This window comes from Thermoactinomyces intermedius (assembly GCF_013912365.1).
In the GTDB taxonomy this organism is placed as follows: Bacteria; Bacillota; Bacilli; order Thermoactinomycetales; family Thermoactinomycetaceae; genus Thermoactinomyces; species Thermoactinomyces intermedius.
Genome location: NZ_JACETT010000028.1, coordinates 34159 through 51790 on the forward strand (window position 1 = coordinate 34159; position 17632 = coordinate 51790).

The window sequence follows — 17632 nt, forward strand, 5'->3', positions numbered from 1 at the left end:
ATGAGGATTGAGGAGTTGAGGAAGTTTGTTGAAAATAGTTTTAATATTCGGACATATAGCAATGAGTTTTACGCTCAATCTGAAAATAATTGTGCTATGGTGAGGATTACGCCGGGCACAACTGAACCTCATGTTAACCGCCTAAATGTCCAAATCCTCCTGAGGAATGAAAGTGCCGCACAAGCTGAGGAAAAAGCGTGGAAAATTTATAAAGCATTGCGCACTAAGTCTAGGTTTTTCGTTGGTGATGCTTTTGTAATCCTGTGCATTGCCAACCAGCCTTTGTATATAGGAAAAGACGAAAACCAAAGAACGCAATATTCAATAAATTGCAGTCTAATCACTGATGGGGAGTGATGTTAAATGGCATCTAATAAAGTCGCTGGTATTGATGTGTTGTTATACGTAGATGTGGATGGTACGCAGAAGGTTTTGGGTGGTCAAGGAGATGCTACCTTCAACCGTAATGCTGAAGAAGTCGATGTCTCCAGTAAGACTGATGGAGAATTTGGTGATTATTTGCCGGGACGTAAAAGTTGGTCGATTGAGTGTTCCGGGTTCTTGGTAGAAGATGATGAGGCACTTTTGGCACTGGAGGCGGCATTTGAAAACCGCCAAACACTGTCAGTTGCTTTTAAATTCCCGTCTGGTCTGACGTATCAAGGGGAAGTAATTGTGTCTGAATTTCCCCTTGAATTCGCACAAGAAGATGGCGTGTCGTATTCTCTCACATTGACCGGAAGGGGTCCATATTCAATTGTCCGTGGCGGCAGTGCCGGATTAGAGGGTTAATATATCTAACAAGGAGTGATGAGGATGGCGAAACAAACAGTTACTGTGAAATTGGATAAACAACGGAAGTTGAAATATACGTTCAGTGCATTTTGCGAGCTAGAAGAAGCCTTAGGACGTCCGCTCACAGAGATTAAAAACAACTTTCGAATGAAGGATTTACGTGCTTTGGTTTGGGCAGGGCTTCTCCATGAAAATCCTGACCTGACTTTAGAAGAAACTGGACGATTACTTGATGAAGCCCCGTCCTTAGAAGACGTTGGAGATGCCGTTGCGAAGGCGCTGGAAATGTCCGTAACTAAAAATGCTGGTAATGGTGGCTCGGGGAAGTAATAGAAGAGGTTGATTGGGAACAATTGCAAAAGGTTGCATTTGGTAAGCTGGGGCTTCTTCCGGATGAGTTCTGGGGACTGTCCCCGTATGAATTTCATCTCATGCTGAAAGGAAAAGTGGAAGATGAAGAAAGGTATTTTGATTTTCTTGAAAACCTAGCGGTGGGCATCATGAACTCTAAGTTCTTGGAAAAGCCGGCAAAGTTATCAAAGAAAAATAAGTCCCACAAAAAGGATAAAAAGAAAAAGAGCTTGGACGAGTTAAAACAACAATTTGCATTTATAAATAGGAAGGAGGTGAGCGGTTAATGGCAATTGCAGAAGTTGTTGCAAAATTTACGGCTGATACGTCGGGACTAGATGCAAGTCTAAAACGTATTGAAGCATCAATTAGCCAATGTGCTGGTAGTCTCTCTAACTTTGGCGGTAAGTTCCAGAAGATTGGAAACACTGTCAGCAATATTGGGGAGAAAATGACCACGCACATCTCAGCACCACTTGCAGGGCTAGGAGCGGCGGCAATCTTGGCGGGGGCTAACTTTGAGGAAAGCATGTCAAAAGTTGCCGCTGTTACTGGTGCAACAGGAAAGGACTTCGAAAAGTTAAAGGAAGTTGCTAAGCAACTAGGGGAAACTACTAAATTCTCAGCTTCAGAGGCGGCTCAAGGTATGCTATACCTCGGTATGGCAGGGTTTAAGACCAACGAAATCATCGATGCCATGCCCGCAGTATTGAACCTTGCAACTGCCGGGGCATTAGACCTTGGCAGAGCCGCAGACATTACGTCAAACATTATGTCTGCGTTCGGCATGAAGTCTGAAGAGGCGGGGCATATGGCAGACGTACTTGCAAAAGCCGCATCCTCGGCTAATACCTCAGTTGAACAAATGGGGTATGCGATGGGTTATGCAGGACCTATTGCTAACTCATTTGGAATTAGTGTAGAGGAAGCGGCGGCGGCAATCTCGTTAATGTCTAATGCTGGTATCCAAGGGGAACGGGCAGGTACGGCATTGCGGGGTATTCTTAGCCAATTGTCAAACGTAACAGGGAGTACCGAAAAAACCCTTAGAAAATATGGTCTGACTGCCGAAGACGTTAACCCTAAAACTAAATCATTAGCGGAAATTATCGAAGTGCTCGCAAATGCAGGGGTTAAAGCCTCTGATGCCATGGAATTGGTTGGTGTTGAGGCAGGTCCTGCAATGGCTGTTTTGTTGCAGGAGGGTACCTCTGGTCTGCAAGATTTTACCTCAATGTTAGAGAATGCCGACGGCTCAGCCCAGAAAATGGCGCAAACAATGGCGAATAACACAAAGGGAGCCTTTCGTGAATTTATGTCGGCACTTGAAGGGCTAGGGATTGCTATTAGTGAGCACATCCTACCCGCATTGATTCCATTTTTAGAGCGTTTGGCGGAGATGGTTAGGAAGTTTGGTGAGCTAGACCCGGCTACGCAAAAGATAGCCATAGGTTTAGGTGCTGTAACTATTGCATTGGGGCCGCTAACCTCCCTCTTCGGTAACCTACTAAAGACCATAGGGGTAATTCTTCCGAAACTAACAAGGTTGCCTCAGGTCTTAAACATGCTCGGTTCCGGCTTCTCAAAAGTTGTAGGGTTTGCATCTACCTTTTGGGGCTGGCTTGTACGGCTAACACCCGTCATCTTGAACATTGGTAATGTAGTTCGAACAGCATTCACGATTATTGCGGGAGTTATGACAGGGACTTCCGGTATCATCATTGCCGTCATTGCCGGAATTGTTGCGGCAGGTATTTGGCTTTGGCAGAATTGGGATAGCGTGACAAAATGGATATCCAACGCTTGGAACTGGTTAACAGGTGTAGCGTCTACTGTCTGGAATGGGATTAAAAATATTGTAGTTGGTGCGTTCAAGTGGATGTACAACCACAACTATTATTTTGAAGATTTAGTTAATTTCATCGTTAATGCGTGGAACCGAGCCAAAAGTCAAACAACTGCAATCTGGAACTCAATTAAATCATTTATTACCCCGCTTTGGAACGGTCTTAAAACAACTGCAACTTCCGTATGGAACAGCATAAAAAGCGTTGTAACTTCAGTTACAAATGCAGTTAGAAGCACCGTAACGAGTGCTTGGAATAATATTAAAAGCGTAACAAGCAGTGTATGGAATAGTGTTAAAAGCATAATTAGCAGTACCGTTTCCAGTATCAGCAGTACTTTGTCTGGGCTGGCATCCAAGGCATATAGTTGGGGAAGCAACTTCATGAACATGTTTGCATCCGGGATAAAGAGCAAGATTAACAGTGTCGTTTCCACAGTGAAAAATGTTGCAAGGACAATTGCTTCATATCTCGGGTTCCACAGCCCGACGGAGAAGGGGCCGGCTTCAGATTCCGATAAGTGGGCTCCTAACTTTATGAACATGTTTGCGTCCGGCATTCAAAACAGCATTCCGAAATTAGCACAAACAGTAAGTTTTGCGGCTTCGGAATTGGCTTCGCTAAGTCAGTTTACGGCTAATCCCACAATTGCACCGTCAGTTTCTGGCGTGTCTTTTGGGGTTGGTTCATCCTCTATGGGTGGTGTTGGTGGCGTAGTCATTACCGGAAATACCTTCAACGTCAGAAAAGACTCAGACATAAAACAAATTGCAAACGAGCTTTATAAACTCCAACAAAGACAGTTGCGGTCAAAAGGACGCCTAAGATAAGGTAGGTGGTTGAATGTTTAAATTTAAGGGACAACACGCATTAGACTACTTCGATAAGGTACTAGAAGTAAGGCGGGGCATGACCGCTCCGTCTTCTGCCGTCCTTCAGAAAGTGCGAGGCAATCATGGTGCTTATTTCTATGGTGTAGAAACTGATATTTACGAAATCGAATTTGATGTGTTTCTACAGGGAGAAAGTAGGCAAGATTTATGGCAGAGAGTGCGGAGGATTAACACTTGGTTGAGGAGTGAGCATCTAGAAAAGTTAGAGGTTTGCGTGGAAAAGGGCTTGTATTATAAAGCAATTTGTGTCGACAGTCTTGACTTAGATGAAATGCTTGAATATGGTTGGACAACCATTAAATTTATTGCTCCTGACCCTTTCGCACATGGAGAAACTAAGGTTCAGCGTGTGGATTCTCCTAGTGCTATTTTTTCTCGAGCAGGTATAAGGTATCGGGAAGATGGCACGGTAGTAACTGAAAACTATCCAATTTATAAGCCCGGTAAGTTTGACCAAGCAATCCTCGTCGAAGAGGGAACTGAAAACCTGCTGGAAACCGCCTCTAATCCTCAAGTTGAGGAGTTAGCAGTGGTAAAAGGTGCTGACTACTACTTGACAACGGTTAACGGTTCAGCAGGCATCGAACATAAAAAGACCGAAGAATTGCCCATCCTGTCACTTGAAAAAGAGGGAACGGATTACCTAGGGGCTGTTGACCGTGGTTGGGAATCAGGAACACTGGTCGGGGTTGAAGAAGTAGACAATGACTTTCTCGAGTTAACGAAATCGGGCGTTGACGTCGAAAAGATTTTCCAAACAACTACGGACTGGAACTCCGGAACCCACCACAACACAAGGGCTGATGCTGGGGAAAATCTTGAGCTAACCAATATTCTAGATTGGGAATATTGGTCGGATATGTATAATCACGTGGACTGGACGAACCATAACGCTTCTAATACTCAAATCAATCAATACCCGGAATACGTGGAGATTGTCAAGACTGGTGGGCAGTCACAATCTGGGGGAATGAGAAAAAATGTTAGCTTGAGTTTCGCTAATGGCTTTACGATGGAATTTCGATTTAAAACACAAAATGCCAACAATGGAATATCCGTCTATGTATCAAATGGTTCCATACTCGCTAACCTGTACCTCCCTGATACTAATGGGGAATGGCGGATGGCACGTATCCGGATTCCGGCAGGGGCATCAGCAGGGAGTATTGCGGAGCTATATGTTGACGGGGATTTGCACACAACTTATACGATGACCAACTACTCAACCGCTTTAATCTTGTTCTTCTTTTCTGGAGTAGCTCCGGCAGGGAGTTCCTTAGCGCTTGATTGGGTTATTTATCATCAAGAAGACCGGGGAGCACCGCCTGCAGGAAATGTTTATTACGGCTATTGGGAGTCTCCGTGGTTTGACATTTCTGACGCAAAGCTGGTCGCAAATGCTTATTTAACTCCAACGTGGACGGATTTTGACCCTTTACCTGAGTATTTTCACGATGTCAAGTTCCATGTCAGACGTGACGATAATGGCGAAGTTGGGGAATGGGTTGAAGTTGTAGACGCAGAAATAGTCAATATTCTGGAAGGGGAAGACTTGGAAGAAAACCAGACAAAAATACAAGTCATGGTGGAACTGTTCAGCATCCATGGTGCTGACAGCCCCGACCTAAAATCCTTGCAAATCCAAATTCACAGCGGATATGTCACGAGTGGGTACCGGGAATCCGTTCCTATTAATATTAGCCAAGTTGGGAAGGCATCCCGAGCTATTTCGGAATTAACAGCATTTATCCCAGAAGGTACTTCCGTTTTGGTAGAGACTCGCATTTCTACTGACGGAGGTAATACGTGGTCTGAATATATGCCTGTATCAGGAAATGTCATTCAGGGAATTAGCCAAGCAACAGATTTGTCTAATGGAAGGTTTCAGTATAGAGTCACTTTGACAACAAACAGGGTTAGCTTGACGCCATCCGCTGATAGACTTTCTTACGAGTTTTATTCAGGATATGTTCCGAGTAAAACTATTACGCTACCTAGCGTAGATGTTAGCAACATCGGCAAGGCGATTACTTCAACTGCCATCTTACCGCAAAACCACGGTGCAGAGGCAACATCCGTTATTTTTGAATATAGCCTTGACGGAACTACGTGGTCAAAAATGAATCATAATCAGGCATTTGTTGAAGATGTTGACTTATCCGACTCGAACTTAACTATCAGGTATACGCTGGTGACAGAGGACACCAACGAAACGCCAACTATTGGCGACACGATGACTTGGTATATCCGACAACAGGAACCAAATAAAATTACTCCGGCAACTGATATTATAAGGCTTATTCCTAATGGTGCGTCTCGGTGGCAACTGGAGAAGCGAAGCTATCCCACCAGTTGGCATAATACGGGCAATCGAAATCCTGAAGAACTAAAGGTATGGATTGACCATCTGACGGAAGAGCTAAACGAAGCGGGAACTATTTCAATGTGGGTATACGAGGATGGAATGAAAAGACAACTTCAAGCCACGGCTTTTGACACAACTGGAACGGAATCAAGATTCCATCTATTTAAGGACGAGGAAACAACTTCATACGTGCTTGAGATTGGCGGCAAGGAAGCAATTTCAGTTCCAAAAGGTTCCGGGTGGAATCATTTGGCAGTGGTTTGGGGCACAAGCAACATTTACCTCTATTTGAATGGGGAATTCCAAGGCGAAGCAGACAGGACGGTTTACCCGTTAAATTTCAATGGCATGACATATCTGTGGCTTGGTGTCAGCCGAGAAAACAGCAATCACTGGAATAACCTTATAGACGATGTTGTTATTTTCACGAGGGCACTAGAAGCTGTGGAAGTGGAGGAGTTATTTAATTCAAATCAGCCTGCAACTCCCACAGAGGATAACAACGTTTATCACTTTGATGGCAACCTTGCCGCAGGTAGTAATGACATTCTTGAGTATCTGGGGACGTATCCGGCGTATCCTAGGTTCAATGTTCAATTTTCTAGAGCCACCCCTTATTTCAAAATATCCAACGGCTCGGAGTTCATCCTTATCAATCATGAATTCCAACCGGGAGACAAGTTGGAAATTGATTGTGCTAATGAATCGGTCAAATTAAATACGCTCCTAATTATGGAAGACCTGTCGATTGACTCTGACTTCTTCGCAATCAAAAACGGAGACCAAATCTTATTTGACCCTGACGGAGCGGCTAGTGTTGACCTAGAGTTTACGGAAAGGTGGGTGTAATTATGAAGCTTTGGATTTTAAACAGAGACGAAAAAATAGAGACCATTCTCCAAAACGGAAGCAATCCCACCATCTTAGATGCAGTGCACAGGGAACAGGTTAACGGGGAAAACGTTTTAGAGTTCTCTGTGCCTGCCAATCATCCAAAAGCTCAATTTGTAGTGGAAGAGAACATTGTCTTGTATCAGGATATCGACGGTGTCTGGCAGGAGTTTGTCATTAAAGAAATAGAGGACGAACATGGGGAAGACTTTGTCCGGCATGCGTATTGTGAGCACGCCTATACCGAATTAAATGACTATATTATCCGTGATATTCGACCTGAAAACCGAGATGCAGAATATATGTTGAACCAAATTTTGCAAAAAACACGATGGAATGTCGGACATGTTGATGGAAATGAAACTTCCACCCATGTCTTCTATAACAAATCAACTCTTCAATGTATATATGAAGTTGTTGAACTGTTCGGTGGAGAGTTGCGTTTTCGGACAGAATTCACCGGAAGCAAAATAACCGGAAGATTTGTGGATTTGTTTAGCCAACGTGGGCAGTTCAGAGGCAAGCGGTTTGTTTATGGTAAAGACGTAACCAATATCAAAAGAACCGTTGACACGTCCAACCTCTGTACTGCCCTTATCGGCAGAGGAAAAGGTGAGGAGAACGAAGAGGGCACAGGATATGGCAGAAAGCTAGATTTCACGGAGGTTGAGTGGTCGGTTGCCAATGGAGACCCCGTTGATAAACCGTTAGGGCAGGATTGGGTAGGAACAGAAGAGGCATTAAAACGCTACGGAAGACCAGACGGTCAAGGTGGGTTAATTCATAGAGAACGTGTCATTGAATTTGAAGACGAGGAAGACCCGGTTAAATTGCTTGAGAGAACGTGGGAAGCATATCAACAACTTAGCCAACCAATTGTATCCTATGAACTTGATGTGATTGACCTTGAGACTGTAGAAGGACATCGGCACGAAGCCGTTAGGCTTGGTGATGAGGTTGTAGTGATTGACCGCAAGTTCAACCCGGAATTGAGACTGAAAGCAAGAGTGCTTGAAATTGAAAGGGACTTAATCAATCCGGAAAGTACTAAAGTTCAAATTGGCAATGTTCAAAATCCCTTCCAACATGTTGAGCGTCAAATTGACTTAGAAGAACGGGTTAAAGATAAACCTGTTCCGACTTCTTGGCTTGATGGCTACATTGATGCCATCCGGAATGAGATATTAGCAGGAGCCGGAACCGTTCGATTAACAGAAGGTGGAATGCTTAACCTTGATAAACCGCCAGACCAAAATCCGACAAAAGCTATCTTCATTGGAAATGGGATTGTTGCCGTATCAAATGAAAGACTTCCCGGTGGTGACCCTTCTACGGTTGGTGGTTGGGACTGGAGTGGGGGCACTTTCATAACAGGTGATGGTGCTTTTGCTGACAAGGTAGTTGCTGGAACGATGCTTGCTGACCGTGTACGAGGCGGTCAACTGTATTTGGGCGGAGTCGTTAACGGTATTGGACAAGACGGTAGGTTTTACTTGCTAAATGATGAAAATGAGATAGTTTGTCAAATGGATTCCCGCACGCAAGGGTTTGATGAGCTATTTGTAGGTCATATCAAAGGAAACAACGTGGTCACAAAAAACTATACGAATCTAACTTATTATATCGACCCTGATAATGGCTCAGACGAAAATGACGGCACAGAATTCGCTCCTTTTGCTACCCTGAAAAAACTAACTGACAGCCTGCCAGAAGCCAACAACGCTTATATCATTGTGGAAATGAAGGAAGGTAGTGAGCTTAACGAAGTTGTTGAATTAACTGGGAAATTTGGGTCTGGCATCATTGAATTTAGGTTTAATGACTCCATTCTAAATGGACATTTTAGAATTGGCTCATGTAACCACAGAATTAGACTAATCGGTGGAACTATTGTTCATGACGGAATTCAGCACCCACAAGACAGCTTCGTAGCGGCTTGTATCCGCTGCTATGCGTCAAACTGGGTAGTCCTTCAGGACATGACGCTTAAGGCAGAGGGGAAAGCATCTTTCTGTATTCAAGCGGAAGGAGCAAATATGGAGGTAATCAATTGTCAAGTGTATGACGCAACCTCAGCACAAATATTTGCTTCATTAGGTGGTTCCATCCACGCCGTTGACAACGCAGGTTCTGGCTGTGATGTAAACTTTCGAGCTTCAGGGAGTGGTTTGATTTCCGGCTATGGGACAGAACCGCTAGGTTCTCACTCAACACCCGGCGGAGGTCAAATTACCGGAACGTGGAGTGAAGCATCAGCAGGTCAGAAGCCAAGTACTGGCGCACAGCCCGGAAAGGGTACGTGGAGTGCTACTGGTTGTGGTTCTTATGAACCAACCTACGGGTGGAGAACAGACAGCGTCTACCAAGGTGACCCCGGTAGCTGGGCACCCCAAATTGGTAACTATCGTGGTTTATGGTTCTTTGATTATCAGAATATTAGGAATGCTTTATCTGGGAAAACGATTAAGAGTATCCGCATATACCTCACTCGCCAATCGAAAGGCGGTTACTACAGCAGTAGACCGCTATACTTCTATACCCACAATAACACGTCAGCATCTGGGGGAAGTCCGGCATTATCAAACAGTGCGGGGAACTTGGCAAGCTTTAGTCCTGGCGAAAGTAAATGGGTGGAACTTCCGAAATCCTTCGGCGAGGCATTGAAGAACGGAACGGCGAGAGGAATTGCAATTTACGATTCCAGCGGTTCCCAACAAAACTATTTGCTTATGAGTCGTTCTGCAACTTTGGAAATTGTGTATGAGTAGGGAAGTGGTGAATATGGAAACATTCTTCAAGGCAGTAGTTTCTGTATCTGGTGGGGTTCTAGTTTATATCTTTGGAACTTGGCATGAATTGTTTGGCGTGTTTATTGCCCTGTGGTTTTTCGATGTAATCACGGGGCTAGTTGCCGCAGGGAAAAACGGGAAAATTTCCTCAGTTAGGGGTTTAATTGGGATTGCAAAAAAGGTTTTGATATTCTCGCTGATTGCAACTTCCCATATTGCCGATATGGTTTTGGATACTGGAGATGTAATCAGAAACTCAACCCTCATGTGGTTTGTAGTTAACGAAATGATTAGCATCATTGAAAATGCTATGAGGGCAGGGGTTCCAGTCCCTCCAAAATTAAAAGAAGCCATTGATTTATTAAAAGAGAAGAAAAGGGGATGATGCATATGGCAATGACCTACCATAACACAAACCAAAAAAGACTTGCGGAGCTTCAACCTCATGTGAGAGATGCGGCACAAAAGGCACTAGCAGAAGCAGAAAAAGCTGGTCTTGACATCCTTGTTACGCAAGGTTTAAGGACATTTGCGGAACAAAATGAGCTTTACGCGCAAGGAAGAACAAAACCGGGTAAGATTGTCACTAATGCAAAAGCCGGGCAGTCTTATCACAACTTCGGCTTAGCATTTGACTTCTGCTTAATCGAGAATGGCAAGGCTTGTTGGGATGTAAACAGTAAGTGGAAACAGTTTGTTAACATTTGTAAAAAACAAGGATTTGAATGGGGTGGTGATTGGACGAGTTTTAAAGATTACCCACACTTTGAAATGACAGGTGGGTTGTCCCTTGCCCAATGCCGTGCAAAATGGCCTAACGGATGGAAACCCACAAGCACCAGCACAGGAACAGCCACAACGTATGTTGAGATGGACGAATTACCTTTGAAGAAAGGTCATAAAGACGGTTTTCTTAAACTTGTGTCCAAGCTTCAAGAAAGACTTAAAGTGAAGGTTGACGGATATTTTGGAGCTACTACGGAAGAAAGCGTGAAGATGTGGCAAGAAAGGCACGATGAAAACGGTAATGCTGTATCGATTGGAAAAGGCTTAACAGCAGATGGAATTGTGGGTGAAAAGACTTGGAAAGCACTTTTTGGCGAGCTTCCGAAGATTGAATATGTAGAAGATTATCACGCTCCTTTTGAAATTGGTTCTAAAGGGGATGCTGTGAAAAAGATTCAGAATAGATTGAAAATAAATGCTGACGGCTACTATGGTGTTGCCACAGCCCGAGCCGTTCGCACATGGCAAGAAAGACACGATGCAGACGGTAATGCTGTTCCTGTTGGTAAGGGGCTTCCTGCAACAGGGGTTGTTGATTTCACGACTTGGTATGCTTTATTCCCGGAGGAGAAGCCGAAAGAACCAGCTTATGAAGTGGTAGTTGATGGGGAGCCTGTGGTTACTTCTGCGTATGACAAATACGTCCTTGAGGCTGTCCAAAACGCCATCAAAGACAATAAAGCAGAGAAAATCGAAATCCAAAGGATTGACTATAAATGATGATTTTAATAGATGTGCTGAGGTTAGCTAATCAGTTAACCTCAGTTAAATAACTTCAAAAGGAAGGTGACGCCCGGTGAAAAAGAGATGGGGCAAAATCCTAAATGTATTAAGAAACAAAGACGTATGGTTAGCGGCAGTTGCGCTGGTTATTGTCATTTTAGAAACCCTTGGCTTTAGCATAAGCGAAGGAATCATAAATGGCATAAAGCAAATAATTAACTTGCTGGTAACCATGGGGTTTTTCGCCTAAAAATAAAACCCGAGGATTATTCCTCGGGCTTTTTCTTTATGATTGATTTAACTTGTTCCGAATAGCGTCAAGGTCAATTGAACTCATTTTATCTTTTGCCTCATCTAATTTATCTTGATTAGCTAAATCTAAAGAGTCTTTTGCTGTGTCTCTGATGTTTATTATTTCCTTCTTAAATTCCTCATGGAGTTGTGCCTGTGAGTTGGCAGGGCTCAGATTATCCAGTTCCTTAACTTCGTTTTCCAACTCTTTTATGCCTTGATTTACTTGACCTGGGGCATATTTTGAGTTCCACAGGTCATAACCATGATTAATCAGGTCAATGGCGAATCCCACCCGATTAACCAAATGATTAGCATACTTAATATACTCTTCCTCTTGAGAAGGGGATTGGGACTCTTCTTTCTTAACTTCCTGAGTCTCCTGCTTGTTCACTGCCTGTGCGGGTTCTTCCTCTGCAGGTACGAAGAATCCGCTAATACCAAACAAAACAACGCACACAATCAAAACTTTCCAAGCATGTTTTCTTGTCTTCTTGAAAATTAGTCCGACAAGGCTTAGGAATATTCCTATGAAACTTAACACAAAGATTGCTTGCATACACTCACCCCCAAAATAATATTTCGTGTTGCTATTCAACTTTTTGTCACAAAAATCTCTTATTCAGTTTTTTAGCACCATTTAAAGCCTTATTACATTTCTCAATGCCCAACTCATTCAAGTCTTTAGCACCATCGGGAAACTCGACTTTATACAGATTGAATTGAAAGCTCAATGCATCCTCAATCTGTTTTGCTAATTTAGCCCCAGCCTCGTCATTATCAGAAGCAATGATGACATTTTTGACTTTTGTCTGCATCAAAGCGGATGTATGCTTAGGGCTAAATTGCGAACCTCCAACCGCAACCGCAGGGAAGCCAGCAGTCATTGCGGTCATTGCATCGATTTCAGCTTCTGTAACAACAACTGTATCTAGATAGTCTTTTTGATGAAGGATGTGCACTCCATACAAAAGATTCCGGATAGGATATCCTCCTTTTGCATAGAAAAACCTTTTACTAGATGTTCTCCGATACTTAACAGCCGCTAGCTTACCGTTAGGTAAAAACCACGGGAAAGCAATGGCTTTTTTCTCTGTGTCATATCCAGTTTTTAATGCCCGTTGTACACCTTTTGATATTCCCCGTTTGGATAGGTAGGGATGTTCTTGAAGTCCTTCAATCAAGCTTAAAGGAAGGGGCTTCCGTGCATTCTCTTCTAGATTCACATTTAACCTATTCAAGACAATATGACCGTCAATGTATGTTCCATACTTAGTCACCAAGTAATCCACAGTTTCTTCAGGCGATTCATTCCGTAAAAAAGAGAGGAGGGAAATAAACCCTCCTTTTTCAAACTCACCGGAACCTCCACTATCTCCCCACGAACCAGCCCAAGCTTGGTCTGTATCCACCAGCCATACGTAAAATGATGGTCGACTTTCGTCTCTAAAGGGAGAGCAAGCAATTAATTTTTCACCCGTCCACTTGGCTTGTTCCCAATCAAATTCCCTTAACTCAGCTTCCACATCAACAGGAACGTCAAATCCTTTTAATCTCACGTTTCACCACTCCAGTAATAAAAGTTATTGACTCCAACATCTTCACTAGGGACATCAAAAATTAACGGTAAACTTTTCTTCTGCTTCTTCAGCGGAAGGCATTTCCTGCACAAGCCCGTAGTTAGGGAGGAATACAATATCAATTTTTTCGTCTTCTCCGCCGTTTCTTCCCTTGGCGGGCACAATAACACCTTGCCCGTCTTTAGTGTCAATGCCAATAGTAAGCGAAGCATCTTCCAGAAGTTGCTTACTTTTCTTAACTTCGTTCCGTTTTGGCGGCGTCAAAACACGTTCTCCGTCCTCTGCATATTGGTCTTTTGTTTCTTCCGCTTGAGTGATGACATGTAAAACGACACCCAAATTTCCTGCCATAAGGCGAAGCTTTTTACTTGTTGCCGCCATGTCTCCTCCGGCTGTTTTGGAACTATTGAATTCCATATCCATGTAGTATGCGGGGTCAATCACAACTACGTCAGCACCCGTTTGTCTAATCTCAAATTCCAATTCCCTTAAATCCCGCCGCATGAAATCTTCATCGTCAATGCACCGGAAAATGATTGTGCCTTTCATTTGCTGGTCTATGGTTTTTACAAAGTTCTTGAACCCGTGGTAAAAAGTAGGTGACATCTTCGCCATCAGTATATCTCTTTGAGGGAAACCTACTTCATAGTCAATCCCGTCAATCTGTGCTGTGAAAATCCCTCTTCGTGCTGACAGGAAAGAGTATGCACGTGCATATAACTCATACTTTGGCATTTCTAAACCCCAGTAAAGTACGGTTGCTCCGTTGATTGCCGCGGTGATTGCTTCTATCAGAGCTATAATTGATTTCCCACGACCAGAACGTCCAAACCATGTATACATATTCCCGGTTGAGTATCCGCCTCCCATAATCTTGTTGAGCGAAGGGAAGCGGGAAGGGAATACCTTAAAGGTTTTTCCTTGTTTTCTCCGTTCATATTCATCCAAGAACCAGTCAAAATCAGTTTTGATGTTATGCCCGATTTTTTGATTAGAATTTATTCTCTGTTTGATTTTGTCTACTTCATCAGCTAACCATTCAATAAGTTCATATCCGTCCTTTTCGTTGATGAGGCTGGAGAGGTTGTCACGTTTTGCAAATTCGTCATCAGCCCCAACATTGCCCTGCACAAGACGTGCAAGGCTCATCTGGATGAACTTGCCGTTTAATTCTTTCGCAAGAGTGTCAAATGAACATGCGACATTTGGGATGTAAACAAAGTCCTCAAACTTGGCTGATAATTCTTCCGGTGAGGGGAGTGTGCGATTTTCCCTGATGTAGTATTCAAGATATCTAAATACTTCCCGTTCTTCAGGAGTCGGGAATTTTTCAGCATCAATCCCATATTTACTAAACGCATCAACATTTTTGCTATCCAACATTTTGGAGATGAATTTAAAACCTGCAGACATCAGAATGCCTCCTTAATCATTTTTGATTTGAAATGCACGGGTGGGGATTGTATTGATGATTTTGGAAATCTTTTCAACCCGCCGAAGGTATTTTTTATTACCCGTAAACTGATACAAGTCTAAATACCAATCTTGCCAATGCTTGAGCTTTGCGATTTTCCTTCTGTTTTCGGCAAGTTCATCCAATACTTTCTTTTCGTCTTCTCTGACACGTGGTTTTGGAGGTTTTAAAACAACCGCATTAGGAGGTTCAAACTCTCGCATATAAAAAAGCGGATTTTGTTCATACTCATCTATATCGGCATCAGTTGCAATACGCATGTCTTCCGGATACGCTATCAAATCGTCTACGTAGTCCCCCAAAAGGTATTGCCTAACGATGTAACATTCTTCAGCTTCATCTTCACGGTATCCAACGACTTCAAATACGCTTGAATATCCTTTGACTTTAACTAAATCCCCAATCTCAAACGTTGATTTCATATAACCACCTCCCACCTCAATCCCAATCTTTCCGAACTCCCCGGAAACTTTTCTCCTGAAACCCAACTAATTCAACGGTTTGGTCTTTAATTCTGTCGTATAATCGAGAATCATATTTATCCATCAACTCTTTAAGAGGAACGTTTGAGGTATAAATAGTTGGTTTACGGTAAATGGCACGGTGATTTATAAGGTCATGTGCCACAGAACTAAATGCCTCAGTTGGGTTTCGAATTCCGATATCATCGATAACTAATAGTTCCGCATTTTTTGCGGCATCTCGAGAATGGTAAAAACTTCTAGCAGCTTTGTCTGCAGTATCTTGGGAAATGCGTGGGTTGTTGAACTCATTAAACTTGGTCTGCCAAGCATTGAAGTCTAGGAAGAATACAACACCATCTTTTGGGCGCTGTCCTCGCTTCCAACTTCCGATGCAATGAACTAACAAATATTCATTGGCGATTGCACAAGCAGTAGATGTTTTTCCTGTTCCCGGAGATTCGGAATATAGGTAAAGTGAACGGATTCTTTCTCCATTGAACATTCTGGGGAAAGTTTTGACGTAGTTATCTATCTGTGTGTAAACAGTACTCTGACTTTGTCGCACAGGATTTTGTTTAACTGTCATTCTGGAGTAGTCGAGGGGGATATTTGATTCAAAGATTTTTCCTCCTTTCCCTGAAGCACCGTGAAGATGAATATAAAAGGGGCACAATTTATTGCACTTTTTGGTATCTTTGTCTCCGCAATACTGAGCCAAAATGCAGTTTTTAGAAAAACTCATGATTTCCACTCCTTTAATTTAAGTTGAATTAGTCAAAGAAGCTAACAAAGTCAATGGGAATCAAAACATATCAATCACATTCTGAATTTGTTCATACGTCACTTTTTCGTTCTCAATCATCCGGTTTTTCTTTTCGATTTCTTTTTCTGCATCTTCCATGTACTTCTTTAGGTACGTGTAGAAGTAGATGAAATTTGCTCCCTTATGACCATTTCGGGGTTTAAACCTGTGAAAGCAAAGCTCAATAAAACGCTTTGTGGCTTGCTTTCCGTGTTTTTGATAAACCCTTTTAACCAAACCATTATGCATTCCCATGTTCTTAACGGAGTACTTTGTCCCGTAAGTTTTCAAGTGCATGTACTTTAGATACTCGTAGAAGGTGATTGCATTCCAATCATTGATATCAAGTTCCCGCCAGTTTTTAGCTGGCGGGAGTTTTTTGCTTGCCATTCAAAACTCCTCCTTTTTAACCCTTTTCACCCAACCCTAAGGCGAGGGTTAGATACACGATTAGACATCCACCTGAAAAATTTTTTATTTATTTCTCAAAGCCTCCAGTTCCTCAGGGCTGAGCTTGTATGTTTTTACCTCTGTTCCCTGTGTGAATTCTTCGTATTTTTCCTTGCGTTCCTTGTTCCGGTTGAATGCCTTCACGTCATAGAAAGCTGAATTTTCTGGGTTTTGCCTTTTCTTTGTTTTCGGCTTTTTCTTGTTTTCCGCAAGATATTTGAACTCCTCGTACTCCTCAATTTGTTCAACTATGACTCTCAACTTTTCAAGGGTTCTTGACAAAAACTTCAAATTTGTTCTGTAACTTGTGCCGAACTCCCGTTCCATGAGATATGCAATATCGGATTGGCTATACCCCTTCGGAAGCAACTTAACAATGAACTTAACCTTTTCTTTATGATAGAAATTCCCTCTGGTCGCCAACTCCTCAGCCCAATCTTCCACAAGAATATCTCCGAGGGTGTCTTCCTCACATAACGGGTGGTAAATCTCTTCATTCAAAGAGTATTTTACTTCTTTGGGGATGTTAGATTTCTTTAATTTTGATTTATACCTATGCAAATCATTCTTTTGTTTTGCCGCCAGCCGATGAGCAGTTCTGACACAAAGGGAATTGAAGTTTTTCACACTATCTTTGTCTTCCTGATTGCGGGCATTTTCCCGCAAACTTTCCTCAAAGTTGTAGTGCGGGTCATACGCTTCGATTGTATATTCAAAGTTTTTCCAAAGCTGGTCAGAGAAAATTGTTTCATCCCGGAAGATATGCCAAATTCTTTCGGTGTGAGTTTGGACAAAGTTCTTAGCTGGAACACCGTTACGGAACCCGCAAGGGCCGTAGAAAGGACGCAACAATTCGTAATATTCGTATGAATCATGGTAGTTCATGCCTTTTTCTTTCATTTCCTGTACTTTGAGTGCGTATTGGTTCATTTCTTTATGGGAGGGTTTTACATAATAAGTTCTTTCTTTGAAAGTCTGCTTATTAATCTTCGGCTCACCTTTGTAAAAATCGTCGTTAACACCGTTAACAAAGTCATTTGTGAAAATATTTTTGTCCATAATGAACAACCTCCTGAAAAATTTGATTTTCAGGAGTGCCTCTTTCATGGACAGTTAGTACCACTTAGTTGG

Annotated in this window: 17 protein-coding genes; 10 read left to right on the forward strand and 7 right to left on the reverse strand. The window is 42.7% G+C overall.

Going from position 1 to position 17632, the window contains the following annotated elements; translation table 11 throughout:
- The 10 genes from H1R82_RS07335 (at window position 1) to H1R82_RS07380 (ending at window position 11690) form a co-directional block, all read left to right on the forward strand.
- Window positions 1–357 carry a minor capsid protein gene (locus tag H1R82_RS07335; protein ID WP_181729158.1) on the forward strand — a complete coding sequence of 119 codons (357 nt, stop codon included), beginning with the start codon at window positions 1–3 and terminating at the stop codon, window positions 355–357.
- A gap of 6 nt (window positions 358–363) precedes the next feature.
- Window positions 364–792 (forward strand): phage tail tube protein, encoded by a 429-nt coding sequence (locus H1R82_RS07340; RefSeq protein ID WP_181729157.1) that lies wholly within the window; start codon window positions 364–366, stop codon window positions 790–792.
- A gap of 24 nt (window positions 793–816) precedes the next feature.
- A complete protein-coding gene (locus tag H1R82_RS07345) occupies window positions 817–1125 on the forward strand; it encodes a hypothetical protein (RefSeq protein WP_181729156.1) in 309 nt (102 codons plus the stop codon).
- A 23-nt stretch (window positions 1126–1148) separates the two neighbouring features.
- Window positions 1149–1433 (forward strand): phage tail assembly chaperone, encoded by a 285-nt coding sequence (locus H1R82_RS07350; RefSeq protein ID WP_181729155.1) that lies wholly within the window; start codon window positions 1149–1151, stop codon window positions 1431–1433.
- Complete coding sequence (locus H1R82_RS07355) at window positions 1433–3823, forward strand: phage tail tape measure protein (protein ID WP_181729154.1); 2391 nt, start codon at window positions 1433–1435, stop codon at window positions 3821–3823. The genes H1R82_RS07350 and H1R82_RS07355 overlap by 1 nt, the downstream gene beginning before the upstream one ends.
- 13 nt (window positions 3824–3836) lie before the next feature.
- Window positions 3837–7100: a distal tail protein Dit gene (locus tag H1R82_RS07360; protein WP_181729153.1), complete on the forward strand. Its 3264-nt coding sequence runs from the start codon at window positions 3837–3839 to the stop codon at window positions 7098–7100.
- Window positions 7101–7102: 2 nt separating this feature from the next.
- Complete coding sequence (locus tag H1R82_RS07365) at window positions 7103–9910, forward strand: phage tail protein (RefSeq protein ID WP_181729152.1); 2808 nt, start codon at window positions 7103–7105, stop codon at window positions 9908–9910.
- Window positions 9903–10316, forward strand: a complete 414-nt coding sequence (locus H1R82_RS07370; protein WP_181729151.1) for a phage holin family protein — start codon at window positions 9903–9905, stop codon at window positions 10314–10316. Before H1R82_RS07365 ends, H1R82_RS07370 begins: the two co-directional genes overlap by 8 nt.
- A 5-nt stretch (window positions 10317–10321) precedes the next feature.
- Window positions 10322–11437, forward strand: coding sequence for a M15 family metallopeptidase (locus H1R82_RS07375; RefSeq protein ID WP_181729150.1), 1116 nt, complete (start codon window positions 10322–10324; stop codon window positions 11435–11437).
- Window positions 11438–11513: 76 nt separating this feature from the next.
- A complete protein-coding gene (locus tag H1R82_RS07380; RefSeq protein WP_181729149.1) occupies window positions 11514–11690 on the forward strand; it encodes a hypothetical protein in 177 nt (58 codons plus the stop codon).
- Between the two features lie 36 nt (window positions 11691–11726).
- On the opposite strand, the gene H1R82_RS07385 is transcribed toward H1R82_RS07380, so the two are convergent.
- The 7 genes from H1R82_RS07385 to H1R82_RS07415 all read right to left on the reverse strand — a co-directional run bounded on the left by H1R82_RS07385 (window position 11727) and on the right by H1R82_RS07415 (window position 17560).
- Window positions 11727–12290, reverse strand: coding sequence for a hypothetical protein (locus H1R82_RS07385; protein WP_181729148.1), 564 nt, complete (start codon window positions 12288–12290; stop codon window positions 11727–11729).
- Between the two features lie 46 nt (window positions 12291–12336).
- Complete coding sequence (locus H1R82_RS14850) at window positions 12337–13290, reverse strand: toprim domain-containing protein (RefSeq protein WP_181729147.1); 954 nt, start codon at window positions 13288–13290, stop codon at window positions 12337–12339.
- Between the two features lie 54 nt (window positions 13291–13344).
- Complete coding sequence (locus H1R82_RS07395) at window positions 13345–14724, reverse strand: AAA family ATPase (RefSeq protein ID WP_181729146.1); 1380 nt, start codon at window positions 14722–14724, stop codon at window positions 13345–13347.
- 12 nt (window positions 14725–14736) lie between these two features.
- Complete coding sequence (locus H1R82_RS07400) at window positions 14737–15207, reverse strand: hypothetical protein (protein ID WP_181729145.1); 471 nt, start codon at window positions 15205–15207, stop codon at window positions 14737–14739.
- A gap of 16 nt (window positions 15208–15223) precedes the next feature.
- The gene (locus H1R82_RS07405) at window positions 15224–15991 is read right to left on the reverse strand and encodes a P-loop NTPase family protein (RefSeq protein ID WP_181729144.1); all 768 of its coding nucleotides are present in this window, start codon (window positions 15989–15991) and stop codon (window positions 15224–15226) included.
- A 60-nt stretch (window positions 15992–16051) separates the two neighbouring features.
- Entirely contained in the window at window positions 16052–16441 is a 390-nt protein-coding gene (locus H1R82_RS07410; protein ID WP_181729143.1) for a hypothetical protein, read from the reverse strand.
- A gap of 84 nt (window positions 16442–16525) precedes the next feature.
- On the reverse strand, window positions 16526–17560 hold the full coding sequence (locus H1R82_RS07415; protein WP_181729142.1) for a hypothetical protein: 1035 nt from the start codon (window positions 17558–17560) through the stop codon (window positions 16526–16528).
- Window positions 17561–17632 lie beyond the last annotated feature (72 nt).

Coding starts and splice junctions, on each gene's coding strand:
- H1R82_RS07415 (WP_181729142.1), bottom strand. CDS start 17,560: ATGGACAAAAATATTTTCACAAATGACTTTGTTAACGGTGTTAACGAC.
- H1R82_RS07345 (WP_181729156.1), top strand. CDS start 817: ATGGCGAAACAAACAGTTACTGTGAAATTGGATAAACAACGGAAGTTG.
- H1R82_RS07340 (WP_181729157.1), top strand. CDS start 364: ATGGCATCTAATAAAGTCGCTGGTATTGATGTGTTGTTATACGTAGAT.
- H1R82_RS07365 (WP_181729152.1), top strand. CDS start 7,103: ATGAAGCTTTGGATTTTAAACAGAGACGAAAAAATAGAGACCATTCTC.
- H1R82_RS07370 (WP_181729151.1), top strand. CDS start 9,903: ATGAGTAGGGAAGTGGTGAATATGGAAACATTCTTCAAGGCAGTAGTT.
- H1R82_RS07375 (WP_181729150.1), top strand. CDS start 10,322: ATGGCAATGACCTACCATAACACAAACCAAAAAAGACTTGCGGAGCTT.
- H1R82_RS07395 (WP_181729146.1), bottom strand. CDS start 14,724: ATGTCTGCAGGTTTTAAATTCATCTCCAAAATGTTGGATAGCAAAAAT.
- H1R82_RS07405 (WP_181729144.1), bottom strand. CDS start 15,991: ATGAGTTTTTCTAAAAACTGCATTTTGGCTCAGTATTGCGGAGACAAA.
- H1R82_RS07400 (WP_181729145.1), bottom strand. CDS start 15,207: ATGAAATCAACGTTTGAGATTGGGGATTTAGTTAAAGTCAAAGGATAT.
- H1R82_RS07355 (WP_181729154.1), top strand. CDS start 1,433: ATGGCAATTGCAGAAGTTGTTGCAAAATTTACGGCTGATACGTCGGGA.
- H1R82_RS07410 (WP_181729143.1), bottom strand. CDS start 16,441: ATGGCAAGCAAAAAACTCCCGCCAGCTAAAAACTGGCGGGAACTTGAT.
- H1R82_RS07385 (WP_181729148.1), bottom strand. CDS start 12,290: ATGCAAGCAATCTTTGTGTTAAGTTTCATAGGAATATTCCTAAGCCTT.
- H1R82_RS07335 (WP_181729158.1), top strand. CDS start 1: ATGAGGATTGAGGAGTTGAGGAAGTTTGTTGAAAATAGTTTTAATATT.
- H1R82_RS07360 (WP_181729153.1), top strand. CDS start 3,837: ATGTTTAAATTTAAGGGACAACACGCATTAGACTACTTCGATAAGGTA.